The following is a 19095-nucleotide window of genomic DNA, read 5'->3' as shown; positions in this document are numbered from 1 at the left end:
GTGCGCGAGCTCACTTCACCTGCTTGTATCTGGTCGTTGCCCCCGCAAATTTTCCAACGTTTGTTAGGCCAGATATCGCTCTGGGAATTCTAATCTCAGTACAAGAATTCTCGTCAAAATGTATGAGTGCAAAAGTTGATGGAACTGTAAGGCTGGCTGGCTACCAAATTATGGAGCGACTTTATTCAGGTTCTCGCACCCAAGTATATCGGGCAGTCAGAGAACGCGATCGCCTAGCAGTTGTCATCAAGCTTTTAAAATGGCAGTACCCTACCTTCAACGAACTAGTACAATTCCGCACCGATTCCAGCCCAGACTTCTCATAAGAACTGACACACAGACATGGAGATAGATGTAATGAGACTGTCAGTTCGGAAAAAATTACGTTATTTATTCCAGCTTGAGCAAAATGGAAATCAACCAGAAAAGCGATCGCATAATTTAGCAACGCCGTTGATTTTAATTGGTACTACTTTTGCTATAGGTGTGATTGGCATTGCTAGCTATTTAGTAGTTAGGGGATTAATTCTTCAGCAACTTCAAGAAAAAGCACTGCTTCAGGTTCGTCAAGGAACCGATGAGATTGATCAATGGTTAGCCATTTGTTCTATTGAAATTCAAACTATTGCTAATACAGATGTGGCGCGTTCTTTAAATTGGTCACTTATTGAACCATATTTAAAAGCAGAAATTAAACGCACTAATGAATTTTCCAAGATAGCGCTATCGCTTCCTGATGGTTCTTATTACAACACTGAAGTAGGCAAAACCAATGAGAACAACAAAGATCGGGATTTTATTAAAAAAGCGATCGCCGGACAAACAAATATATCTGACCCCTTCATCAGTCGTACTACTGGAATTCCTTCAGTGGCGGTTGCTTCCCCGATTCGCCAAAGTTATGACCTTACCAGCCGTCCCATTGGAGTTATGAACGGTAGTTTGAAAGTAGATCGCATTAATCAAGTAGTAAATAGACTACACTACGGTAATGGTAGTTATGCATTTGCACTTAACTCATTGGGAGAAGCAATTGTTCATCCCAATCCAGCCTTGATGTCAACGGTAGAAAAACCAGCTACTAGCTTTCTGAATTCAACCGATCCTGACTTAGCTGCGATCGCTCGTCGGATGGTGAAGCAACAGCCAGGAATTGAATTCATTTCCATTGACGGTACAAACAAATATGTTGCTCATGTTCCTCTCAAACAAGTAAATTGGTCAGTAGCTCTGGTTATACCGCGTGAAAATATCGAATCTCAGCTAGGAGCGCTCAACTTACTTGCTTCTATATTAGGTGGACTGCTTGGCGTTGCGACGATTGTAGCTTGGCGACAAATCCAACTATCTCAACGAGCAAAAATGCAAGTTGTGCTGCTGAGTCAACAACAAAATACGCTGCAACAGCAAGCGCAAGAATTAGAGCAAACCTTAAGAGAATTACAACAAACTCAAACGCAGTTGATTCAAACTGAAAAAATGTCTAGCTTAGGTCAGTTAGTAGCGGGGTTAGCTCACGAAATTAACAACCCTATCAGCTTTATTTATAGTAATATGAATCCGGCCCATGAATATACTCAAGATTTGCTGAGATTACTGCAACTTTACCAACATCACTATCCTGAGCCAGTAGCAGAAATTCTCGATGAAGCAGAAGCAATTGAATTGAATTTTTTGATGGAAGATTTACCGAAGTTGCTAACTTCAATGAAAGTAGGTGCCGACAGAATTAAACAAATTGTGCTATCTCTACGAAATTTTTCGCGCTTAGATGAGGCGGATATGAAAGCGGTAAATATTCATGAGGGTATTGATAGTACACTAATGATTCTCGAAAGTCGTCTCCGAGCTACATCTGATTATCCGGCAATTGAGATTATTAAAGAATATGCTGATCTGCCACTGGTAGAATGTTACGCCGGGCAACTTAATCAAGTATTTCTAAATATTTTAACAAACGCAGTTGATGCCGTAGAAGAGTTATTAGTGATGAGTCAGAACCTACGGGAAGCTGAAGCAAGCATGTCTACATTATTGACAAATAACAAAGGAGAAATTCGCATTCAAACTGAACTTACTGCTGACAAGCAAGTAATTATTCGTATTTTCGATAATGGAGTTGGTATTCCAGAAAGCGTACAAAAGCAATTATTTGATCCATTTTTTACTACTAAACCTATTGGTAAAGGTACAGGTTTAGGTCTATCTATCAGTTATCAAATTATTACTGAAAAACATCAGGGTAAATTGCAGTGTAATTCTTCTTTAGGTAAAGGTACAGAATTTGTGATCGCAATTCCCTTAAGCCAGCAAAGTCAGCTTGCTGCGTAATTAGCTAATTTTAACAATAAAGAATTCAGGAGTCAGAAGTCAGAATTCTCCAATTGAATTCTGTGCGACTGGCGAATGAATGGGTTTAAATCCTCCACTGATTGCATTCTGAATTCTAAATTCTGAATTCTGAGTTCTGGTTTAAATATAAGGCTGAAAAAGCTTGAATGTAGAGACGTTGCATATAACGTCTCTACAGCCGATCCATGTTTCGTAAGGATGTTTGGAATCGGTATAACTATTCTCTATTTGCTAAAAGTGTCCTTGATGTTATCAACAGTGCGTTCAATAACATTCTTGGTGTTATCTACTGCTTTTTCAGTCCGAGCTGCATCTTCTTCTGCTCTTTTGTGAATTGTAGCGGTATCTCTCTTTGCTTTGCGCTCAATAAAACTACCATCGTTATCTGTTGATTGCTCAACTCGCTTGGCATTATCTCTGGCAGTTTGCTCAACTTTATCTGCTGTATCGCGGATGAAATTCTTGGCGCGTCCAGCATCTTCACTAGCTTTCCCTTTAACCTCTGAACCAGCGTCTGCTGATGCGATCAAGGTTGCAGATGGAGCAGCCATTGCGGAGTTATTTGCAAAAAACGCACCCTGCCAAACGAATGCGATCGCTGACACACAAAACAGAGCTGTAGCCATCCAGCGTCCTACAGTCGAAAACCGTTTCGTTACATAATTTAGTTTCATAGAATACAATCTTCTTGCGATTTAGTATTCTATTTTTACTTCATCAGGCTCATCAGTTATATCGATCCCAAGGCAGAGGTTCTTGCGTCATAAGTTGTTAGATCAATTCGCTCTTTCTGTAGATTAAATCAACGAACAAAATAGTTTAATATTTCTACCAATAGATAGATTAATGAATAGACTTCTTGCAGAAGTCGGGAAAAGGGTAAGGGGGAAAGGGTAAAGGGATAAAAAAACCCTTTCCCTTTTACCTTTACCCTTTCCCCCAAGAGTACAAAACTATTTTTGCAAGAGACTTCATGAGCTGCGCTCACAAGGAACAATGAAAATGATCTTGGAACGATTTTGCGTTGTTTCAGCCTCTATTTTCAAGGCAGGTCTAATATTCCCATCTTTTTCTCTAAGCGATTAGAGGTGCTTTAGCCTAGGAGATAGCACTTGACAATATTTCTACTTCACCAACCTGAAATCCGCTGTGTAAGTTTAATTCTTTGTCTATAGGGAGGGAACAGGGAACAGGGAAGAAGGGGAATAAAACTGTACTGAGTTTTTTTCAAAAATCAAATATGAGTCCTATATTAACTTGCTCTAGACGCAGGCAATAGGCAATCATGATTTAAGATTGCCAGATGAGTCCTAGCAAGGTAGATTTTTCTAATTGATATTTGCCAGGAAACTGCCGAGATCAAAATTGAGTGACAGTCACACTAATACCAGAATCAAGTTTAGGCACTTTTAAATATTCAATTGGTTCGCTGCTTCTAGGAGGAGGAGTTTGATTATTATTTAGCTGCTGACATTTTTCAAAGGCCGCTGCTGGATCTTCCAAAAATTCCAAAGGATTCATTTTTCGGCATCCTTGCTCCTGCACTACTGTAATTCTGTTGTTATTTGGGATGAGATTATTAGTTGGGATGATAACATTTTTCCACTTGCTATCAATTGTTGCACCTTCTGTTAGTAAATCAGCCGCCTGATTGGGTTCATCTGTTGTAGGTACTATAACAGCAGGCTGATTGGGTTTTATCCTTGTGGGAAATAGATTTTCTTGTTGAGCATAGGCACTTTTGCTTCCGGCGATCGCACTAATGATAACTAAGAAAAATAGAACTGAATATTTCATACTAAATTTTCTCAAAAATTAATGTTAAGTGTAGGGTGAGCATTGTCCACTAAAAATCAGATGTTGTGGGCAATGCCCACTCTACAGATACGCAATATTTTTTCAAAACTCCAACCGGATTACTATATATTTCAAAAAGTGAATAATAATCCTATACCAACCAGTATAGTTATAGCAAAAATAACTGTAAGAATAGGATAAGATTTCCCCTTGATGTCCATCATTTGTGAATAATATTCTTTTTGTCACATATTGTAAAAATTCAGTACAACTACTAACTTCACATTCCGCTACAACACCACCATTTTTTTCCGTAATCGCGTAACCTAAAACAGTATTAATTAATTATTCCCATCTTTTAAAGATAGATATAGTTGAATGCTGCTAACGATCGCAACTACACACTCCCCAGCAACCGAGTTAGGCTACCTGTTACATAAACATCCAGACCGTTGTCAGTCTTTTTCTTTGACGTTTGGACAGGCGCACGTCTTTTACCCCCAAGCGCAGCCAGAACGCTGTATGGCGGCGTTGCTGTTGGATGTCGATCCGGTGAAGTTAGTGCGGGGAAAGGGTGCAAGGCTAGAACAGTATGTAAGCGATCGCCCTTATGTTGCTTCTTCATTTTTGAGTGTGGCGATCGCGCAAGTATTTAGCACTGCATTGTCAGGTCGTTGCAAAGATAAACCAGAACTTGCACAAACTCCCATTCCTTTAGTTGTAAAAATCTCTGTCTTACCCTGTCGTGGTGGTGAAAGTTTTCTGCGCCAACTATTTGAACCGTTGGGTTACACTGTTAGTGCCCAAAGTTACACTTTAGATGATGAATTTCCTGATTGGGGACAGAGCCAATATTTTACAGTCGAACTGCAACATAGATTACCACTCAGCGATTTATTGAGTCATCTTTATGTGTTGATTCCCGTGTTGGATGACGATAAACATTACTGGGTAGGTGAGGATGAAATAGAAAAGTTACTGCGTCATGGCGAAGGTTGGTTAACCGGACATCCAGCGCGATCGCAAATTACCAGACGTTACCTCAAACGCCAGCATCGCTTAACTCGTGAAGCTTTAGCCCAACTCGCAGAAGAAGATAATCCCGATCCCGACAGCGCTGAAGAAAGTCATGCTGAGGAAGAAGCGGCGGTAGAAAAGCCCATTAGCTTGAATCAGCAGCGGATGAATGCTGTAATTGCTGCTTTAAAACAAAGTAATGCCAAGCGATTAATAGATTTAGGTTGCGGTCAAGGTAATCTTGTGAAAATCTTGCTCCAAGATAGCTTTTTTGAAAAAATCACAGGTGTAGATGTTTCCTACAGGGCATTAGAAATTGCTCAAGAACGATTAGACCGCCTGCGCCTTCCCCGTAATCAGTGGGAACGTTTACAACTAATTCAAAGTGCGCTTACTTATCAAGATAAACGCTTCAAAGGTTACGATGCTGCTACAGTAATTGAGGTAATTGAGCATCTAGATTTACCGCGTTTAGGAGCTTTTGAGCGAGTTTTATTTGAGTTTGCACGTCCAAAAACAGTAATAGTGACAACACCAAACATTGAGTACAACGTTAAATTTGAAAACCTCCCCGCTGGCAAACTGCGACATAAAGACCACCGCTTTGAATGGACGCGGTTAGAGTTTCAAAATTGGGCAAATCAAGTAGCAGAAAGATTTGGTTATGCTGTGGAATTTCAATCTGTAGGCACAGAAGATACAGAAGTAGGTTCACCTACACAAATGGCGGTGTTTAATTGTTAATAATGCAGGAGGCAGGGAGCAGAAGGGAACTTCCGACTCTCATACTCTCTGCGTCTCTGCGTCTCTGCGTGAGATTTTCATAATTTAAGAACCACAGATGAATGGAAGCAATCATATTTATAGGCATCCAAGGAGCAGGTAAATCTACTTTTTATCGCGATCGCTTCTTTAATACCCACATCCGCATTAACCTGGATATGCTCAAAACCCGCCATCGAGAGCAAATTATTTTCCTAGCTTGTTTAGAGGCTAAACAGCCTTTTGTAATAGATAACACTAATCCCACTGTTGAGGAGAGAAGACGCTACATTACACCAGCTAAAGCCAAAGGTTTCCGGGTTGTGGGTTATTACTTTCAAGCTTTATTAGAAGATTGTAAGCAACGAAACAACCAGAGACCGCCTAAACAAATTGTTCCTTTAGGCGGGCTGTTAGCAACTTACAAAAAGCTAGTTGTGCCGAATTGGGAAGAAGGATTTGATGCCATTTATACAGTTAAACCTGAATTAAATAATTTATTTATTGTTGAGGAATGTAACCGTGAAATTTGATGAACTTGATAGCAGAATGCGGGTATTTGAAACAGCACACGATCATTGTGTGTTACCGGGACTTTATATAGTTGCTAGATTGGATGGACGCGGCTTTACCCGACTAACAAAAGAAGTGCATCAATTTGAGGCTCCTTTTGATACCCGCTTTCGCGATTTGATGCTAGAAACAGTCGAACATTTGATGAATTGTGGCATCGATATCATTTATGGTTATACCCAAAGTGATGAAATCTCTCTACTTTTTGCTCACAACGAAACCACTTTCAGCCGTAAATTAAGAAAGCTCAATTCAGTTTTAGCAGGTGAAGCCAGCGCTAAATTTTCAGTACTGTTAGGTGCTTTAGCCTGCTTTGATTGTCGGATTTCTCAGCTTCCCAACAAAGAAGAAGTAGTGAATTATTTTCGCTGGCGAAATGAGGATGCTCACAGAAATGCGCTAAATGCTCATTGCTATTGGTGTTTACGTCGAGATGGGAAAAATGCTACAACAGCAACCAGCATGATGAAGGGGTTATCTGTTGCTGATAAAAACGAATTGTTATTCCAACATGGAATTAATTTTAATCAGCTTCCTAATTGGCATAAACGAGGTGTAGGCATTTATTGGGAAGAATACGAAAAGCAAGGATTTAACCCAATTAAAGGTGAAATTGTTCCAGCATCACGGCGACGCATCCGGCGAGATTTAGACTTACCAATGAAGGATGAATACAGCAAATTTATTGCCGAATTAGTTAGTGCTGAGTCCTGAGTATTTTTCAGTAGGGTGTGTTGTCGCGCAGCGCAACGCACCGTCAACAAATCAGTGCTGAGTCCTGAGTATTTTTCAGTCAAAAATCAAGGTGCGTTAGCCTACGGCATAACACACCCTACAAATAATTTACTAACAAATGACTAATTACTAATAACTATGAAAATCACTATCCCCGAACTTTCTTTAATTGTCCTTATCGGTGCTTCTGGTTCCGGTAAATCAACCTTTGCACGCCGACATTTTCAAGTCTTTGAAGTCCTATCTTCAGATTTCTGTCGCGGCTTGGTTTCTAATGATGAAAATAATCAATCTGTTTCTGGTGATGCTTTTGCGGTGCTGCACTTTATCGCCGCTAAACGATTAGCAGCAGGTAAATTAACTGTAATCGATGCTACTAACGTGCAGATGGAAGACCGCAAACATTTGCTGCAAATGGCACGAGATTATCATTGCTTTGCGATCGCAATCGTTCTCGACCTACCAGAAGAATTATGTCACGAACGCAACCAACAAAGAAGCGATCGCAATTTTGGCCCCCATGTCGTGCGTCGTCATAGCCAAATGTTGCGGCGTTCTCTACGGGGTTTAGAAAAAGAAGGCTTCCGCTATGTCTACACTCTCAAATCTCTGGAAGAAATAGAATCAGTTGAAATTGAACGTCAACGACTGTGGAATAACCTGAAACACGAACACGGCCCCTTTGATATCATCGGTGACATTCACGGCTGCGGCGATGAACTCGAAGCGTTATTGCAACAGTTGGGGTATGTGAAGGACAAGGGAGAATTTGCTTCCTCATCTTCTTTATGGGAATTTCCCACTTACCACCATCCCCAAGGACGCAAAGCTGTGTTTTTGGGTGATTTGGTAGACCGAGGCCCCCGGATATTAGATACAGTCAAGTTAGTGCGAAACATGGTGACAGCAGGTACAGCAATCTGTGTTCCTGGTAATCATGAAAACAAGCTGTTGCGGAAACTACGCGGTAAGAATGTCCGGGTTAATCATGGTTTAGAGCAAACTTTGCAGGAGATTGAGGCGTTACCTGATACGGTGCGGGAACCGTTTACTAAAGAATTGCGAGAATTTTTAGATTCCCTAGTTAGTCATTATCTCCTCGATGATGGGCAGTTGGTCGTAGCCCACGCAGGGATGAAGCAGGAAATGCAAGGACGGGGTTCTGGTGCGGTGCGCGAGTTCGCCCTGTATGGCGAAAGTACAGGGGAGATTGATGAATTTGGCTTACCTGTGCGCTACAACTGGGCGGGTGAGTATCGCGGTGAAGCAATGGTGGTATATGGGCATACTCCTGTACCAGAAGCAGAATGGCTGAATAATACTATTGATATTGATACAGGTTGCGTCTTTGGCGGTAAATTGACTGCTCTGCGCTATCCTGAAAGGGAACTGGTGAGTGTACCTGCGGCGCGTACTTACTGCGAACCTGTGAAACCTTTGGTACAAAACACCTTTACCCGCACATCTCAGCAAGAACTCGATGACGTTTTGCACATAGAAGATGTTTTAGGTAAGCGCATCATTAATACTCGACTGCAATCTAACATTACCATTCGCGAAGAAAATGCGATCGCAGCCTTAGAAGTGATGAGTCGGTTTGCAGCCAATCCCAAATGGCTGATTTACTTACCTCCCACCATGTCCCCAGTGGCGACATCCTCATTACCAGGATTGTTAGAACATCCTGCACAAGCTTTTAACTATTACCAAAGCCAAGAAATTGCTGAGGTAGTATGCGAAGAAAAACACATGGGTTCGCGGGCAGTAGTGATTGTTTGCCGAGATGCGGCTGCCGCGGAGAAACGCTTTGGTGTGGTGGATGAAGGTATCGGTATTTGCTACACTCGCACCGGAAGGCGATTTTTCGATGATTTAGCATTAGAAGCAGAACTCCTAGCGCGGGTAAATGCAGCCCTATCTGAAAGCGGTTTTTGGGAAACATTTAATACCGACTGGGTATGTTTAGATTGTGAATTAATGCCTTGGTCAGCGAAAGCGCAGGGATTATTGCGATCGCAGTATGCACCTGTGGGAGTAGCATCACGCCTTGCTCTTAATGATGCGGTATCTTTGTTACAACAAGCAAGCGATCGCGGTGTGGAAGTTACTAGCCAACTCAGCCATTACCAACAACGCGCAGACATGGCGCATCAATATGTTGCAGCTTATCGCCGTTACTGCTGGTCTGTCACCGATATTTCTCAGTTAAAGCTGGCTCCTTTCCACATCCTAGCAACAGAAGGAGCCGTGCATATTGATAAAGACCACCGTTGGCACATGGAAACAAGTTGCCAAAATCTGCCAAGCCGATCCAGCTTTACTCCTCGCCACTGCTTACAAAATCATCGATTTAACAGATCCTAGTAGCCAAGCCGAAGGTGTTCATTGGTGGGAAGAACTCACCAAAGCTGGGGGAGAAGGAATGGTAGTCAAACCCATGCAATACATCGTCCAAGGTAGCCGGGGGATTGTACAACCAGCGGTGAAATGTCGCGGACAGGAATATCTGCGTATTATCTACGGCCCAGAATACTCTAGCCCAGAGAATCTAGAACGCCTGCGTCAACGGGGGTTATCCCTGAAACGTTCTCTAGCTATGCGCGAATTTGCTCTTGGTGTGGAAGCATTAGAGCGATTCGTCAACAATACCCCACTGCGTCGCGTCCATGAATGCGTTTTCGGCATTTTAGCATTGGAGAGCGAACCAGTAGATCCACGACTTTAATACATCGCCCTGCAATTTGATTGCATTTTATAGCAAAAAATCGATTTGTTATAGTAAAACATCGATTTGTTATAGCAAAGAATCGATTTGTTATAGCAAAAAATCGATTTGTTATAACAAAACATCGACTTGTTATAACAAAACATCGACTTGTTATAGCAAAGAATCGATTTGTTGTAGTAAAACATCAACTTTTATAACAAAAAATCGACCTGTTACAGCAAAAAATCGACTTGTTATAACAAAACATCGACCTGCAATTGAATTGCATGAGGTGGCAATATGATTACCCCTGTGGATTGGAGATTACAAAAATACACACATGGGTAGGGGCACGGCAGTGCCGTGCCCTCAAGAGTGCTCAACCAAAACCGCTATATATAGTGTCAAAACGCTGCATAAGTTCTCTGCAATTGAGTTGCATCGGCTTGTTATATTAATGCATCGGTCTGCTTGCACGCGTCTCAATAGAGAATGTCTTGGAATTTTGTTGCTAAATCGAAAACCAGCCTCATTCAATTTTCATGTAAGGTTTAAATTTAACCATGTAGCTCAGTATATATTCTGTCTATAATTGATTATTTAACTTGGCACACTGCATTGATGCGGTATAAGACGCTGTGCATAATTAACTACTCAAATATGAATAAGAAAACCACAAAAAGCCACTTTTCTACATATCTAAAACCCACGTTTAAGCTTTACAGTTTAATTTGCTTGCTGAGTGTAATTTTATTATCCGAGTCTGTGGGGGCACAAGCCATACTTAAACAAACGCAAATTGCACAGCAACCAACCACAACAGAGCAAGATGCAACCGATACCGCAGCACAAAAAGCCTATATTGAAGCAGGCGAATTTTACAAACAAGGTACAGCAGAATCACTGAGACAGGCAATAGAAAAATTGCAAGAAGCGCTCTTTTTGTGGCAGAAAGCAGGAGATAAAAAATGGCAAGCTACTACCCTCAACAATATTGGCTTAGTCTACGACTCATTAGGAGACAAGCAAGAGGCACTCAAATTTTACAACTTGGCTCTGCCTTTGAGTAAAGAAGTGGGGAATAAAGGAGGCGTTGCTACTACCCTTAACAATATTGGCTTAGTCTACGACTCATTAGGAGACAAACAGCAGGCACTCACATTCTACAACTTGGCTCTGCCTTTGATGAAGGAGCTGGGGTATAAAGCAGGCGTTGCTACTACCCTCAGTAATATTGGCTTAGTCTACTACTCATTAGGAGACGAGCCGCAGGCACTCGAATTCTACACCTTGGCTCTGCCTTTAAGTCAGGAAGTGGGGGATAAAGTACAGCAAGCAAAAACCCTCAACAATATTGGCGCTGTCTACCAGTCATTAGGAGACAAGCAAGAAGCACTCAAATTTTACAACTTGGCTCTGCCTTTGATGAAGGAGGTGGGCAATAAAGCAGGGGTTGCTACTACCCTCAACAATATTGGCTTAGTCTACCACTCATTAGAAGACAAGCAGCAGGCACGCAAATTGTACAACTTAGCTCTGCCTTTGATTAACGAAGTGGGAGATAAAGCAGGGGAAGCAAGAACCCTCAACAATATTGGCTATGCCTACAACTCATTAGGAGACAAGCAGCAAGCACTCAAATTCTTCAACTTGGCTCTGCCTTTGTTAAAGGAGGTGGGTAATAAAGCAGGCTTTGCTACTACCCTTTCTAACCTCGCTGGGCTAGAACGCGATCGCGGTAACTTGCAAGCAGCCCGCACTAACATAGAAGCAGCGATCAAAATTATTGAAGAATTACGCACCAAAATTGTCAGCAAAGACCTTCGTACTTCTTACTTTGCTACAAAGCAAGGTTATTACAAATTCTACATTGACCTGTTGATGGAACTGCACAAAAAAGACCCATCACAAGGATATGACGCATTAGCTCTGCACTACAGCGAACGCTCCCGCGCCCGAAGTCTCATAGAGTTGTTAAACGAAGCGAATGCCAAAATCACAAAAGGTGCGAACCCACAACTACTAGCACAAGAACGTGATTTACGGCAGCAAATTGATGATAAGGATACACTGCGGCGAAATTTAGAAACTTCAGCAAATAAAAACGACTCGACTACTCAAGAATCTATTGAAAAACTAACCATAGAAATCACAAATCTTCTTAGCCAATATCAAGAACTGCAAGCCAAAATTCGTGCTAGTAGCCCAGCATATGCAAAGTTGACAAATCCAGACCCCGAAAAAGACATTCTCAAATTACCGCAAATTCAACAACAACTCGATCGAGACACGTTGCTGTTGCAGTATTCTTTGGGAGAAGAACGCAGTTATTTGTGGGCTGTCACTCCTACATCGATGCAAGTTTATACGCTTCCCCCAAACCAGGAAATAGAAGAAGTTGTCAGAAGTTTCCCTTCAAGTTTGCAACAACCAGATGCAACAAACCTATCGATTGCCAGGGCAAGAAAACTGAGTAAGCTTATCCTCGCACCCGTCGCTGATAAATTAGCCGGAAAGCGTTTGGTAATTGTGGCTGATGGTGCATTACAAACAATTCCCTTTGCAGCGTTGGCTGATCCTAGCGTCAATAAATACCAGCCATTAATGCTCAATCATGAAATCGTGAATTTACCCTCAGCCTCAACTATTGCTTTTCAACGTCAACAACTCGCCAAGCGTCAACCTGCACCGAAAGCTTTAGCTATTCTCGCAGACCCAGTATATAGTGCTACTGATGAGCGAGTCACAGGTAAACCCGAAACATCCCAACTCGCCCCTAACCTTGAACTTGAACGTTCTGCCCTCTCCCGTTCTGCTAGAAGCCTCAAACGTAAAGGTTGGGACAGGCTCAAATATACACAAATAGAAGCACAAGCAATTTTAAAACTGATACCAGCAGCAAACAGCTTGCAAGCCTTGAGCTTTGATGCTAACTACAATTGGGCAACTAGTGGCACTTTAAATCAATTCCGCATTCTCCATTTTGCTACTCACGGTTTTGTCAATTCTGACCAACCAGAGCTATCAGGGATTGTACTGTCTTTAGTTGATAAAAAAGGCAACCCCATTAGCGGTTACTTGCGCTTGGCAGATTTATTTAACCAAGATTATCCAGCAGAGTTAATTGTCTTGAGTGCTTGCGAAACTGGACTGGGTAAAAACGTCAACGGTGAGGGATTAGTCGGCTTAACACGCGGCTTGATGTACGCGGGTGCAGCGCGGGTGGCGGTATCCCTGTGGCAAGTTAGCGATGAAGGCACATCAGTATTAATGCAGGAATTTTATAAGCAAATGTTGCAGCAAGATAAAAAGCCAGCTGAGGCATTGCGTGCAGCACAGAAGACGTTGTGGGAAAATCCTAAATGGCGTAGTCCGCACTACTGGGCAGCTTTTACGGTACAGGGGGAATGGCGGTAGGGAAGGCAGAGGGCAGGAGGCAGAGGGCAGAAGGGATTAGAGGCAATACTGCTCGGTTAAGCATTTTTAACTCGGAATTGGTTAAGGGGAAAAGGTTAAAGGGTAAAGGTTAAAGGTTTTTTCTTTCCCCTTCCCCTTTTCCCCTTAACCGACAAGTATTGGGATGAGAGGGAGAAGTTTTTAGCGATGTCAACGACAAGTCGCTCCGCGTCTACGCACATTGACGCGAATTTGAGTTATGCCAATTGTAAGCGATCGCATCGGCTGCCATTTGATTGTGTAGGCTAAAAATGCGATCGCACTCTTCCCGTTTCAAGCAAGATCGGATATTACAACAATGGTAGCGATCGCGCGGCAAGATCGGCGATCGCTGGCTAAAATAAATGCTCAATTACTAGTATTGGGGACGCTATGTTTTAGCGTCTTATCTAGTAGATTCAAAGATTTGAGATACCACAATACTACAACTAGGGGGAGAACATATTTCTCCCAAGGGTAAGCTTTTAGCATAATGCCACAGTTCATTACCAGCAACCAAAAGACCAAATTAATCCGAGAGAACCGCACACATGCTAATAAAGCTAAACCATAAAATACAGCAATCTTGAATAAATTCCCTGGTAAAAAATCAGTTAATTTAGCAATGAGTCCATGCGATTGCAAGGGACTAGAAAATATCAAAAATAAAAGTAATAAAGCGGCAGCTATAACAAAAATTTTCCGAGTAAATAACTTTTGTTTTTGGAGCTTTCTCGAAAATACCAGCCATTCAGGAATCACAAAATGTAACCCGATCCATGATAGAAAGTAAAGGCTACCATTTATTGAAAAAGACCAGGCTAATTGTTGAACTACTGGTGTTACTTCCTTTCCTAAGCCAGCTTTGGGAGCAAGTCCACCAAACAGCCAAATCCAAACAAAAATAGATGATAAGGCCACAACAGGCGCTAACAATTGAATGCGTAACTTTACCCCTGTTTGCCTAGAAGTAACCAACTCGTGAACAGCTATAGCTACGGGGAAAGCCAGCATATATTGGCGTGAGGCAATTGCTAAAATAAAAGCAAAGCTGCTTAAAATATGATGAGAACGGGTGTAGAACCAAAAGCCCAGTAAAACAAAAAATATCGCAATATTATCTGTATATAAAAGGACACTATAAAACAAATAATATGGACATAGTAAAAGTCCAAATGCTGCTAATAAACTGGCTCTCCTATTTTTGCGGCTAGAAAATCCAATTAGGCATAAAATTATAAAAGAAAGCAATAAATTTAATAGTCTTCCAGCAAATAAACCACCGTGAAATAGATACTCAAGAATCCCAAAAATTATAAACGGTAGTGGTGTATTCAACTCAGCATAATTTTTTAACTCAGCTATATCAGGAATCAAACTCTTGCTAAACAACAGACTAGTTTGCCAAAAGCTTTTTTCATCCCACATTGCTGGAAATTGAAGTTTGTTTAAAAAAAAGAATATTGCTAAATATAATGTAATTAAAGCAAAGATGAAAAATACAGATAATTTATTTTTTTTATTATAAATATTAAACACAAAGCTATTCTAGTAATTTCAAACAATATTAACTTTCACTGCACTCTGAAATCAATTAATTGGTAGATGACCGTCTTTGATAACTAATTGCCAACTTGCATTAGAGAGCGATTTTCGCTTGAGATTCAATTGCGTTGTAATAGCAGTGCCTTTGGTGTCTTCTTCAGTTCATCTTGCGTAAATTCTTCATAGTAAGAACGTTCAGTATTGACTTCCCACAAATCATGCTTTTCACCTAGCAGATTCCTGACTGCTAACATACCTGTCAACATCGAATGATCTTGATTGTTGTAACGATGCATCCCATTGCGTCCAATCGTTTGCATGTTATCAAATCTTGCCAAAAACTTTTGAATAACTTGCAAATGCTGACGATAATCACGGTCGTATACTGGATAAGCTTTTGCTTGGCGTAATACAACACCATCCTCAACAATATTTGTATTAGCGATTCCTAACCTAGCAACTTCAGATGTTGCTAAATCAAGCAATTCACTATCAGACATAGTCCAGATCTCATCACCATCGCTACAAAAATATTCCATACCCAAACAAGTTTTATTTGGATCGGGAACCATAGCAGCGCTCCAATTCTTAAAGTTTTGGATTCGACCTACTTTGACTTCTGAACTATGAACATAAATCCAGTTGTCGGGAAACAGATCTTTGGCATCAATAATCAGCGATACAATGATGAAATTTCGATAATTTAGTGATTTTGCTGCCTGGATTACATCGTCTGGTGCTGGAGGATCGAGGCGATTGACCAGTAGAGTTACAGGCATGGTGGAGATAAAATGTTCTCCGGTGATTTTGCAAATTTTTCCATCTTGCTGAACAGTGATACTCTTAATATTGGTTCCTTCGCGTTGAATACGAGTGACTTTAGCATTGAGAGAGACTTGACTACCTTTGCTTTCTACAGCTTCTTGGAATCGCTGCCACATCAAGCCTGGCCCCAAAACTGGATAATCAAATTCCTTAATTAAGGTTTTAGTATCGTTACTACCAAACAAGGCGTTCAAGACAGCGGACTTCAACGACAATCCTTTAATTCGTTGTGCTGCCCACTCTGCTTGAATTTTATTGCACGGAATACCCCATACTTTTTCAGTATAGGTTTTGAAGAATATTTTGTAGAGGCGACTGCCAAAACGATTAGTTACCCACTGATCTAAAGTTTTTTCTTCAAGGTTAGGCCACAATTTTGCTTTGAAATAGCTCAATAAAATCAGTAGACTTTCAACGATACCAAGATTTGATAGAGCGTTGAATGGTGATAGGGGATAGTTAAAGAACTTACCTCGGTAATAAATGCGTGACAAACGAGGAACTTTGACTAACTCTTCTCCCAGCATTTCTTGCCAGAGTTGCTTGACTTCCTCGACCTTAGTGTAAAAACGGTGACCGCCAATATCGAAGCGGTAATCTTTGTAAACTTCAGTGCGAGAAATCCCACCAACTTTGTCAGCTTTTTCGAGCACTACAGATTTAATTCCATGCTTTATCAGTTCATAGGCAGCAGTCAAACCAGCTGGGCCTGCTCCAATGATCACTACAGGATGTTTTTTCAAAGTCATAGTTGCGAATTCTACAATATTGATTGAATTACCCAACAAGGAACTGAAGTAAGCGGCAATTTATCTCTCTCTCCAACTTCATAACGCTACTGTGCAATATCACAGCTAGCATTTAATTCTTAGCGACTACCGAAAGAAAACTTTTGAAACAGCCCCAAGGAAAGCCAACGATTATTAAATATTTGATGACGGATTACACCAATAGCAAATGCAAGTCCACTGTAAAAGTAATACAGCCAATGCCAGATAACGGTTTGGAATGCAAATAACAAACCCCGTTTTGTCCAAAAGAATTGGTAGACAGGAGCATTGAGTACCAGAAGTACAAGACTCAGAACAAAGGTAAGTATGAGGCAACTTGTCCACCAACAGCTTGCTATGAAGCTAAGCAAAATTGTGTAAATTAACACAATACTAATTCGGCTTTTCAACCTCAAATTTAAATCGTTAATCATTTGGCGATCGCGTAAGATTAAAGCAGTCCAAGGAAGGGCACGATAGAAAAATTCGGCTTTGAGTAAAGAAATTACTTCCCATCGCTTGAGATGTTTAACCTGGATGTGCTTACACAGCTTAATTCGATAATTATGCCGCTTCAGCCGATAGCCTAAATCAATGTCTTCTACAGATGGTTGACGATAACTTTCATCAAAACCACCAATTTGCCAAAAAATATCTCTGCGGATTGCTCCACAAGCACCCCAAAAGGTAGATGCTTCTTCTGAAGCTGTCTGGTGAGTATAGTGATGAAATAAATTCTTGTACTGGGACAAGAAATTGCTTGCTCCTGGTGCATCATCGTAACAGCCAATTAGCGCTGATATATCTGGTTCCTGTTGGAAAGTCATGGCAACTTTCTCTATAGTGTCAGGATAAATTTCTACATCAGCGTCTACAAAAAACAGTAGCTCACCTCGTGCCACCTTTGCACCTAAGTTACGCGCTTTGGCCGGGCCAACAGAAATAGGATTTCTAATTACTGTTACGCCAAAATTCTTGGCTAGGAGCCAAGAACCATCTGTATCACCATCAGCCACCACAATCACTTCATAGGCAGAAGCTAAAGCTTGAGATATACTCGTAAGACATTTGTAAAAATTTTTGCCCCCGTTGTAAACAGGAATAATCACAGAGATACTAGGTAAATGTTGCAAGTTAGATGAAGTCAATTTTCTTTACCTAAGTAGTAACTTGTGCGTGTATGTATTTTAACTAATATTATGAAGATCTATTAAAGTAGAACAATATTACTCGTATCTTCACGGAATCTTAAAAGTTATATAAATTTTTCGTAAAGTATTAAAGACTACAAATTTAATGTGTTAGCCTCACTCTTTAGAGGGCAGCTACCATTGTGCATTAACTGGTCATCAATCGGATGATTTTCAATTGACGGAATAAAATATACCTAAGTACCAGATGTTTTGCCGTACAACTGAGAAAAAAATCACATACGTAAGTATACAATGGGTAGCGATCAGCAGTGTTATCAGACGTCTTTAGGTCCTTTAGTATCAGTTATAGTTCCTGCATATAATGCAGAGAAGTTTATTCAAAAGACATTGCATTCAATCCTCTCGCAAACATATAAAAATATAGAAGTTTTGGTAGTAGATGATGGTTCTCAAGACAGAACAGCCGAGATAGTGCAATCAATTGCGTTGAATGACCAACGTGTAATACTGTTACAACAGCCGAATTCAGGAGTAGCTGCTGCTCGCAACTTAGCGATTCAAAATTCTCAAGGAGAATTTATTGCACCAATTGATGCAGATGATATCTGGTATCCCCAAAATCTAGAAAGACAAGTGCAATGTATTTTAGAGGGAGGAAGGGATATTGGGTTAGTCTATGCATGGTCGATGGATATTGATGAAAATGATACGCCTACAGGCGGCTTTCGTGTTTCTCATATCGAGGGAAATGTCTACAAAACATTGCTATGCCATTATTTTTTGGGCAATGCTAGTGCTTGTTTAATCCGTAGTACTTGTTTTGAAAAAGTAGGTGGCTACAACTGTAATTTAAAAGCAAACAATGCTCAAGGCTGTGAAGACTGGGAACTATCCCTACGCATTGCTGAGCATTATCGATTTAAAGTCGTTCCAGAATTTCTCATTGGCTATCGACAGATTTGCAGCAGTATGTCAGGAAACTATCAGATAATGGCGAAATCTCATCAATTAATGTTAGATAGTGTGCAACAAAAGCATCCGGAGATTTCCAGATTTCTCTATCGACTGTCTAGCAGTAGCTTCTATATGTATTTAGCGCGGCAAAGTAGCCAAAGTGGAAGCGATCGCAATACATTATTCTGGCTAGTCCAAGCTTTAAAATCAAATTTATTTACACCTATTTTGCATTTAAGTCTATATACCTTAAGTATTAAAAGCATTTTTAGAAGCATAACTAAATCGCTGCCTTCGGTAATTTTTTCCCAGCAAGATATTTTTATTAGACTAATACATTCGATAAAAAAAACTCATAAGTATAAATATACTAATATCACCAAAATCAATAAACCTCAATTAAACATCCAAGTAAAAATTTTATTTAGCAGTATGTTACATCGAGCAATGAAATTGATTTAGGAAATAC

Annotated in this window: 13 protein-coding genes and 1 pseudogene; 8 read left to right on the top strand and 6 right to left on the bottom strand. The window is 40.7% G+C overall.

Annotation, left to right across the window (positions count from 1 at the left end; genetic code table 11):
• Positions 1-122 precede the first annotated feature (122 nt).
• On the top strand, positions 123-326 hold the full coding sequence (locus BV372_RS24810) for a hypothetical protein (protein WP_086689156.1): 204 nt from the start codon (positions 123-125) through the stop codon (positions 324-326).
• 31 nt (positions 327-357) lie between these two features.
• Positions 358-2331: an ATP-binding protein gene (locus BV372_RS24805; RefSeq protein ID WP_086689155.1), complete on the top strand. Its 1974-nt coding sequence runs from the start codon at positions 358-360 to the stop codon at positions 2329-2331.
• Between the two features lie 245 nt (positions 2332-2576).
• Here BV372_RS24805 and BV372_RS24800 read toward each other — a convergent pair whose 3' ends face one another.
• Together BV372_RS24800 and BV372_RS24795 are read right to left on the bottom strand one after the other, a co-directional pair.
• On the bottom strand, positions 2577-3026 hold the full coding sequence (locus BV372_RS24800; RefSeq protein WP_086689154.1) for a hypothetical protein: 450 nt from the start codon (positions 3024-3026) through the stop codon (positions 2577-2579).
• Between the two features lie 685 nt (positions 3027-3711).
• Complete coding sequence (locus BV372_RS24795) at positions 3712-4149, bottom strand: hypothetical protein (RefSeq protein ID WP_086689153.1); 438 nt, start codon at positions 4147-4149, stop codon at positions 3712-3714.
• Between the two features lie 378 nt (positions 4150-4527).
• Between BV372_RS24795 and BV372_RS24790 the strand changes: the two genes are divergently transcribed.
• From BV372_RS24790 to BV372_RS24770, 5 genes and pseudogenes are all read left to right on the top strand, one after another.
• The gene (locus BV372_RS24790) at positions 4528-5910 is read left to right on the top strand and encodes a 3' terminal RNA ribose 2'-O-methyltransferase Hen1 (RefSeq protein WP_086689152.1); all 1383 of its coding nucleotides are present in this window, start codon (positions 4528-4530) and stop codon (positions 5908-5910) included.
• Positions 5911-6011: 101 nt separating this feature from the next.
• Positions 6012-6461: an ATP-binding protein gene (locus tag BV372_RS24785; protein WP_086689151.1), complete on the top strand. Its 450-nt coding sequence runs from the start codon at positions 6012-6014 to the stop codon at positions 6459-6461.
• On the top strand, positions 6451-7215 hold the full coding sequence (locus tag BV372_RS24780) for a tRNA(His) guanylyltransferase Thg1 family protein (RefSeq protein WP_086689150.1): 765 nt from the start codon (positions 6451-6453) through the stop codon (positions 7213-7215). The genes BV372_RS24785 and BV372_RS24780 overlap by 11 nt, the downstream gene beginning before the upstream one ends.
• A gap of 159 nt (positions 7216-7374) precedes the next feature.
• A pseudogene (locus BV372_RS24775) lies at positions 7375-9961 on the top strand (polynucleotide kinase-phosphatase).
• Positions 9962-10603: 642 nt separating this feature from the next.
• Complete coding sequence (locus tag BV372_RS24770; protein ID WP_086689149.1) at positions 10604-13360, top strand: CHAT domain-containing protein; 2757 nt, start codon at positions 10604-10606, stop codon at positions 13358-13360.
• 211 nt (positions 13361-13571) lie between these two features.
• Here BV372_RS24770 and BV372_RS35430 read toward each other — a convergent pair whose 3' ends face one another.
• The 4 genes from BV372_RS35430 to BV372_RS24755 form a co-directional block, all read right to left on the bottom strand.
• Positions 13572-13751: a hypothetical protein gene (locus BV372_RS35430; protein ID WP_143845265.1), complete on the bottom strand. Its 180-nt coding sequence runs from the start codon at positions 13749-13751 to the stop codon at positions 13572-13574.
• The gene (locus BV372_RS24765; RefSeq protein WP_086689148.1) at positions 13748-14917 is read right to left on the bottom strand and encodes a hypothetical protein; all 1170 of its coding nucleotides are present in this window, start codon (positions 14915-14917) and stop codon (positions 13748-13750) included. Before BV372_RS24765 ends, BV372_RS35430 begins: the two co-directional genes overlap by 4 nt.
• Before the next feature lie 125 nt (positions 14918-15042).
• On the bottom strand, positions 15043-16497 hold the full coding sequence (locus tag BV372_RS24760; RefSeq protein ID WP_256973440.1) for an NAD(P)/FAD-dependent oxidoreductase: 1455 nt from the start codon (positions 16495-16497) through the stop codon (positions 15043-15045).
• 119 nt (positions 16498-16616) lie between these two features.
• Entirely contained in the window at positions 16617-17666 is a 1050-nt protein-coding gene (locus tag BV372_RS24755; protein WP_256973439.1) for a glycosyltransferase family 2 protein, read from the bottom strand.
• A 297-nt stretch (positions 17667-17963) separates the two neighbouring features.
• Between BV372_RS24755 and BV372_RS24750 the strand changes: the two genes are divergently transcribed.
• Positions 17964-19088: a glycosyltransferase family 2 protein gene (locus BV372_RS24750; RefSeq protein WP_086689147.1), complete on the top strand. Its 1125-nt coding sequence runs from the start codon at positions 17964-17966 to the stop codon at positions 19086-19088.
• Positions 19089-19095 lie beyond the last annotated feature (7 nt).

Source organism: Nostoc sp. T09 (genome assembly GCF_002154695.1).
In the GTDB taxonomy this organism is placed as follows: Bacteria; Cyanobacteriota; Cyanobacteriia; order Cyanobacteriales; family Nostocaceae; genus Aulosira.
Note: the sequence above shows the minus strand (reverse complement) of the source record. Positions and strands in the feature narration are given on the sequence as shown.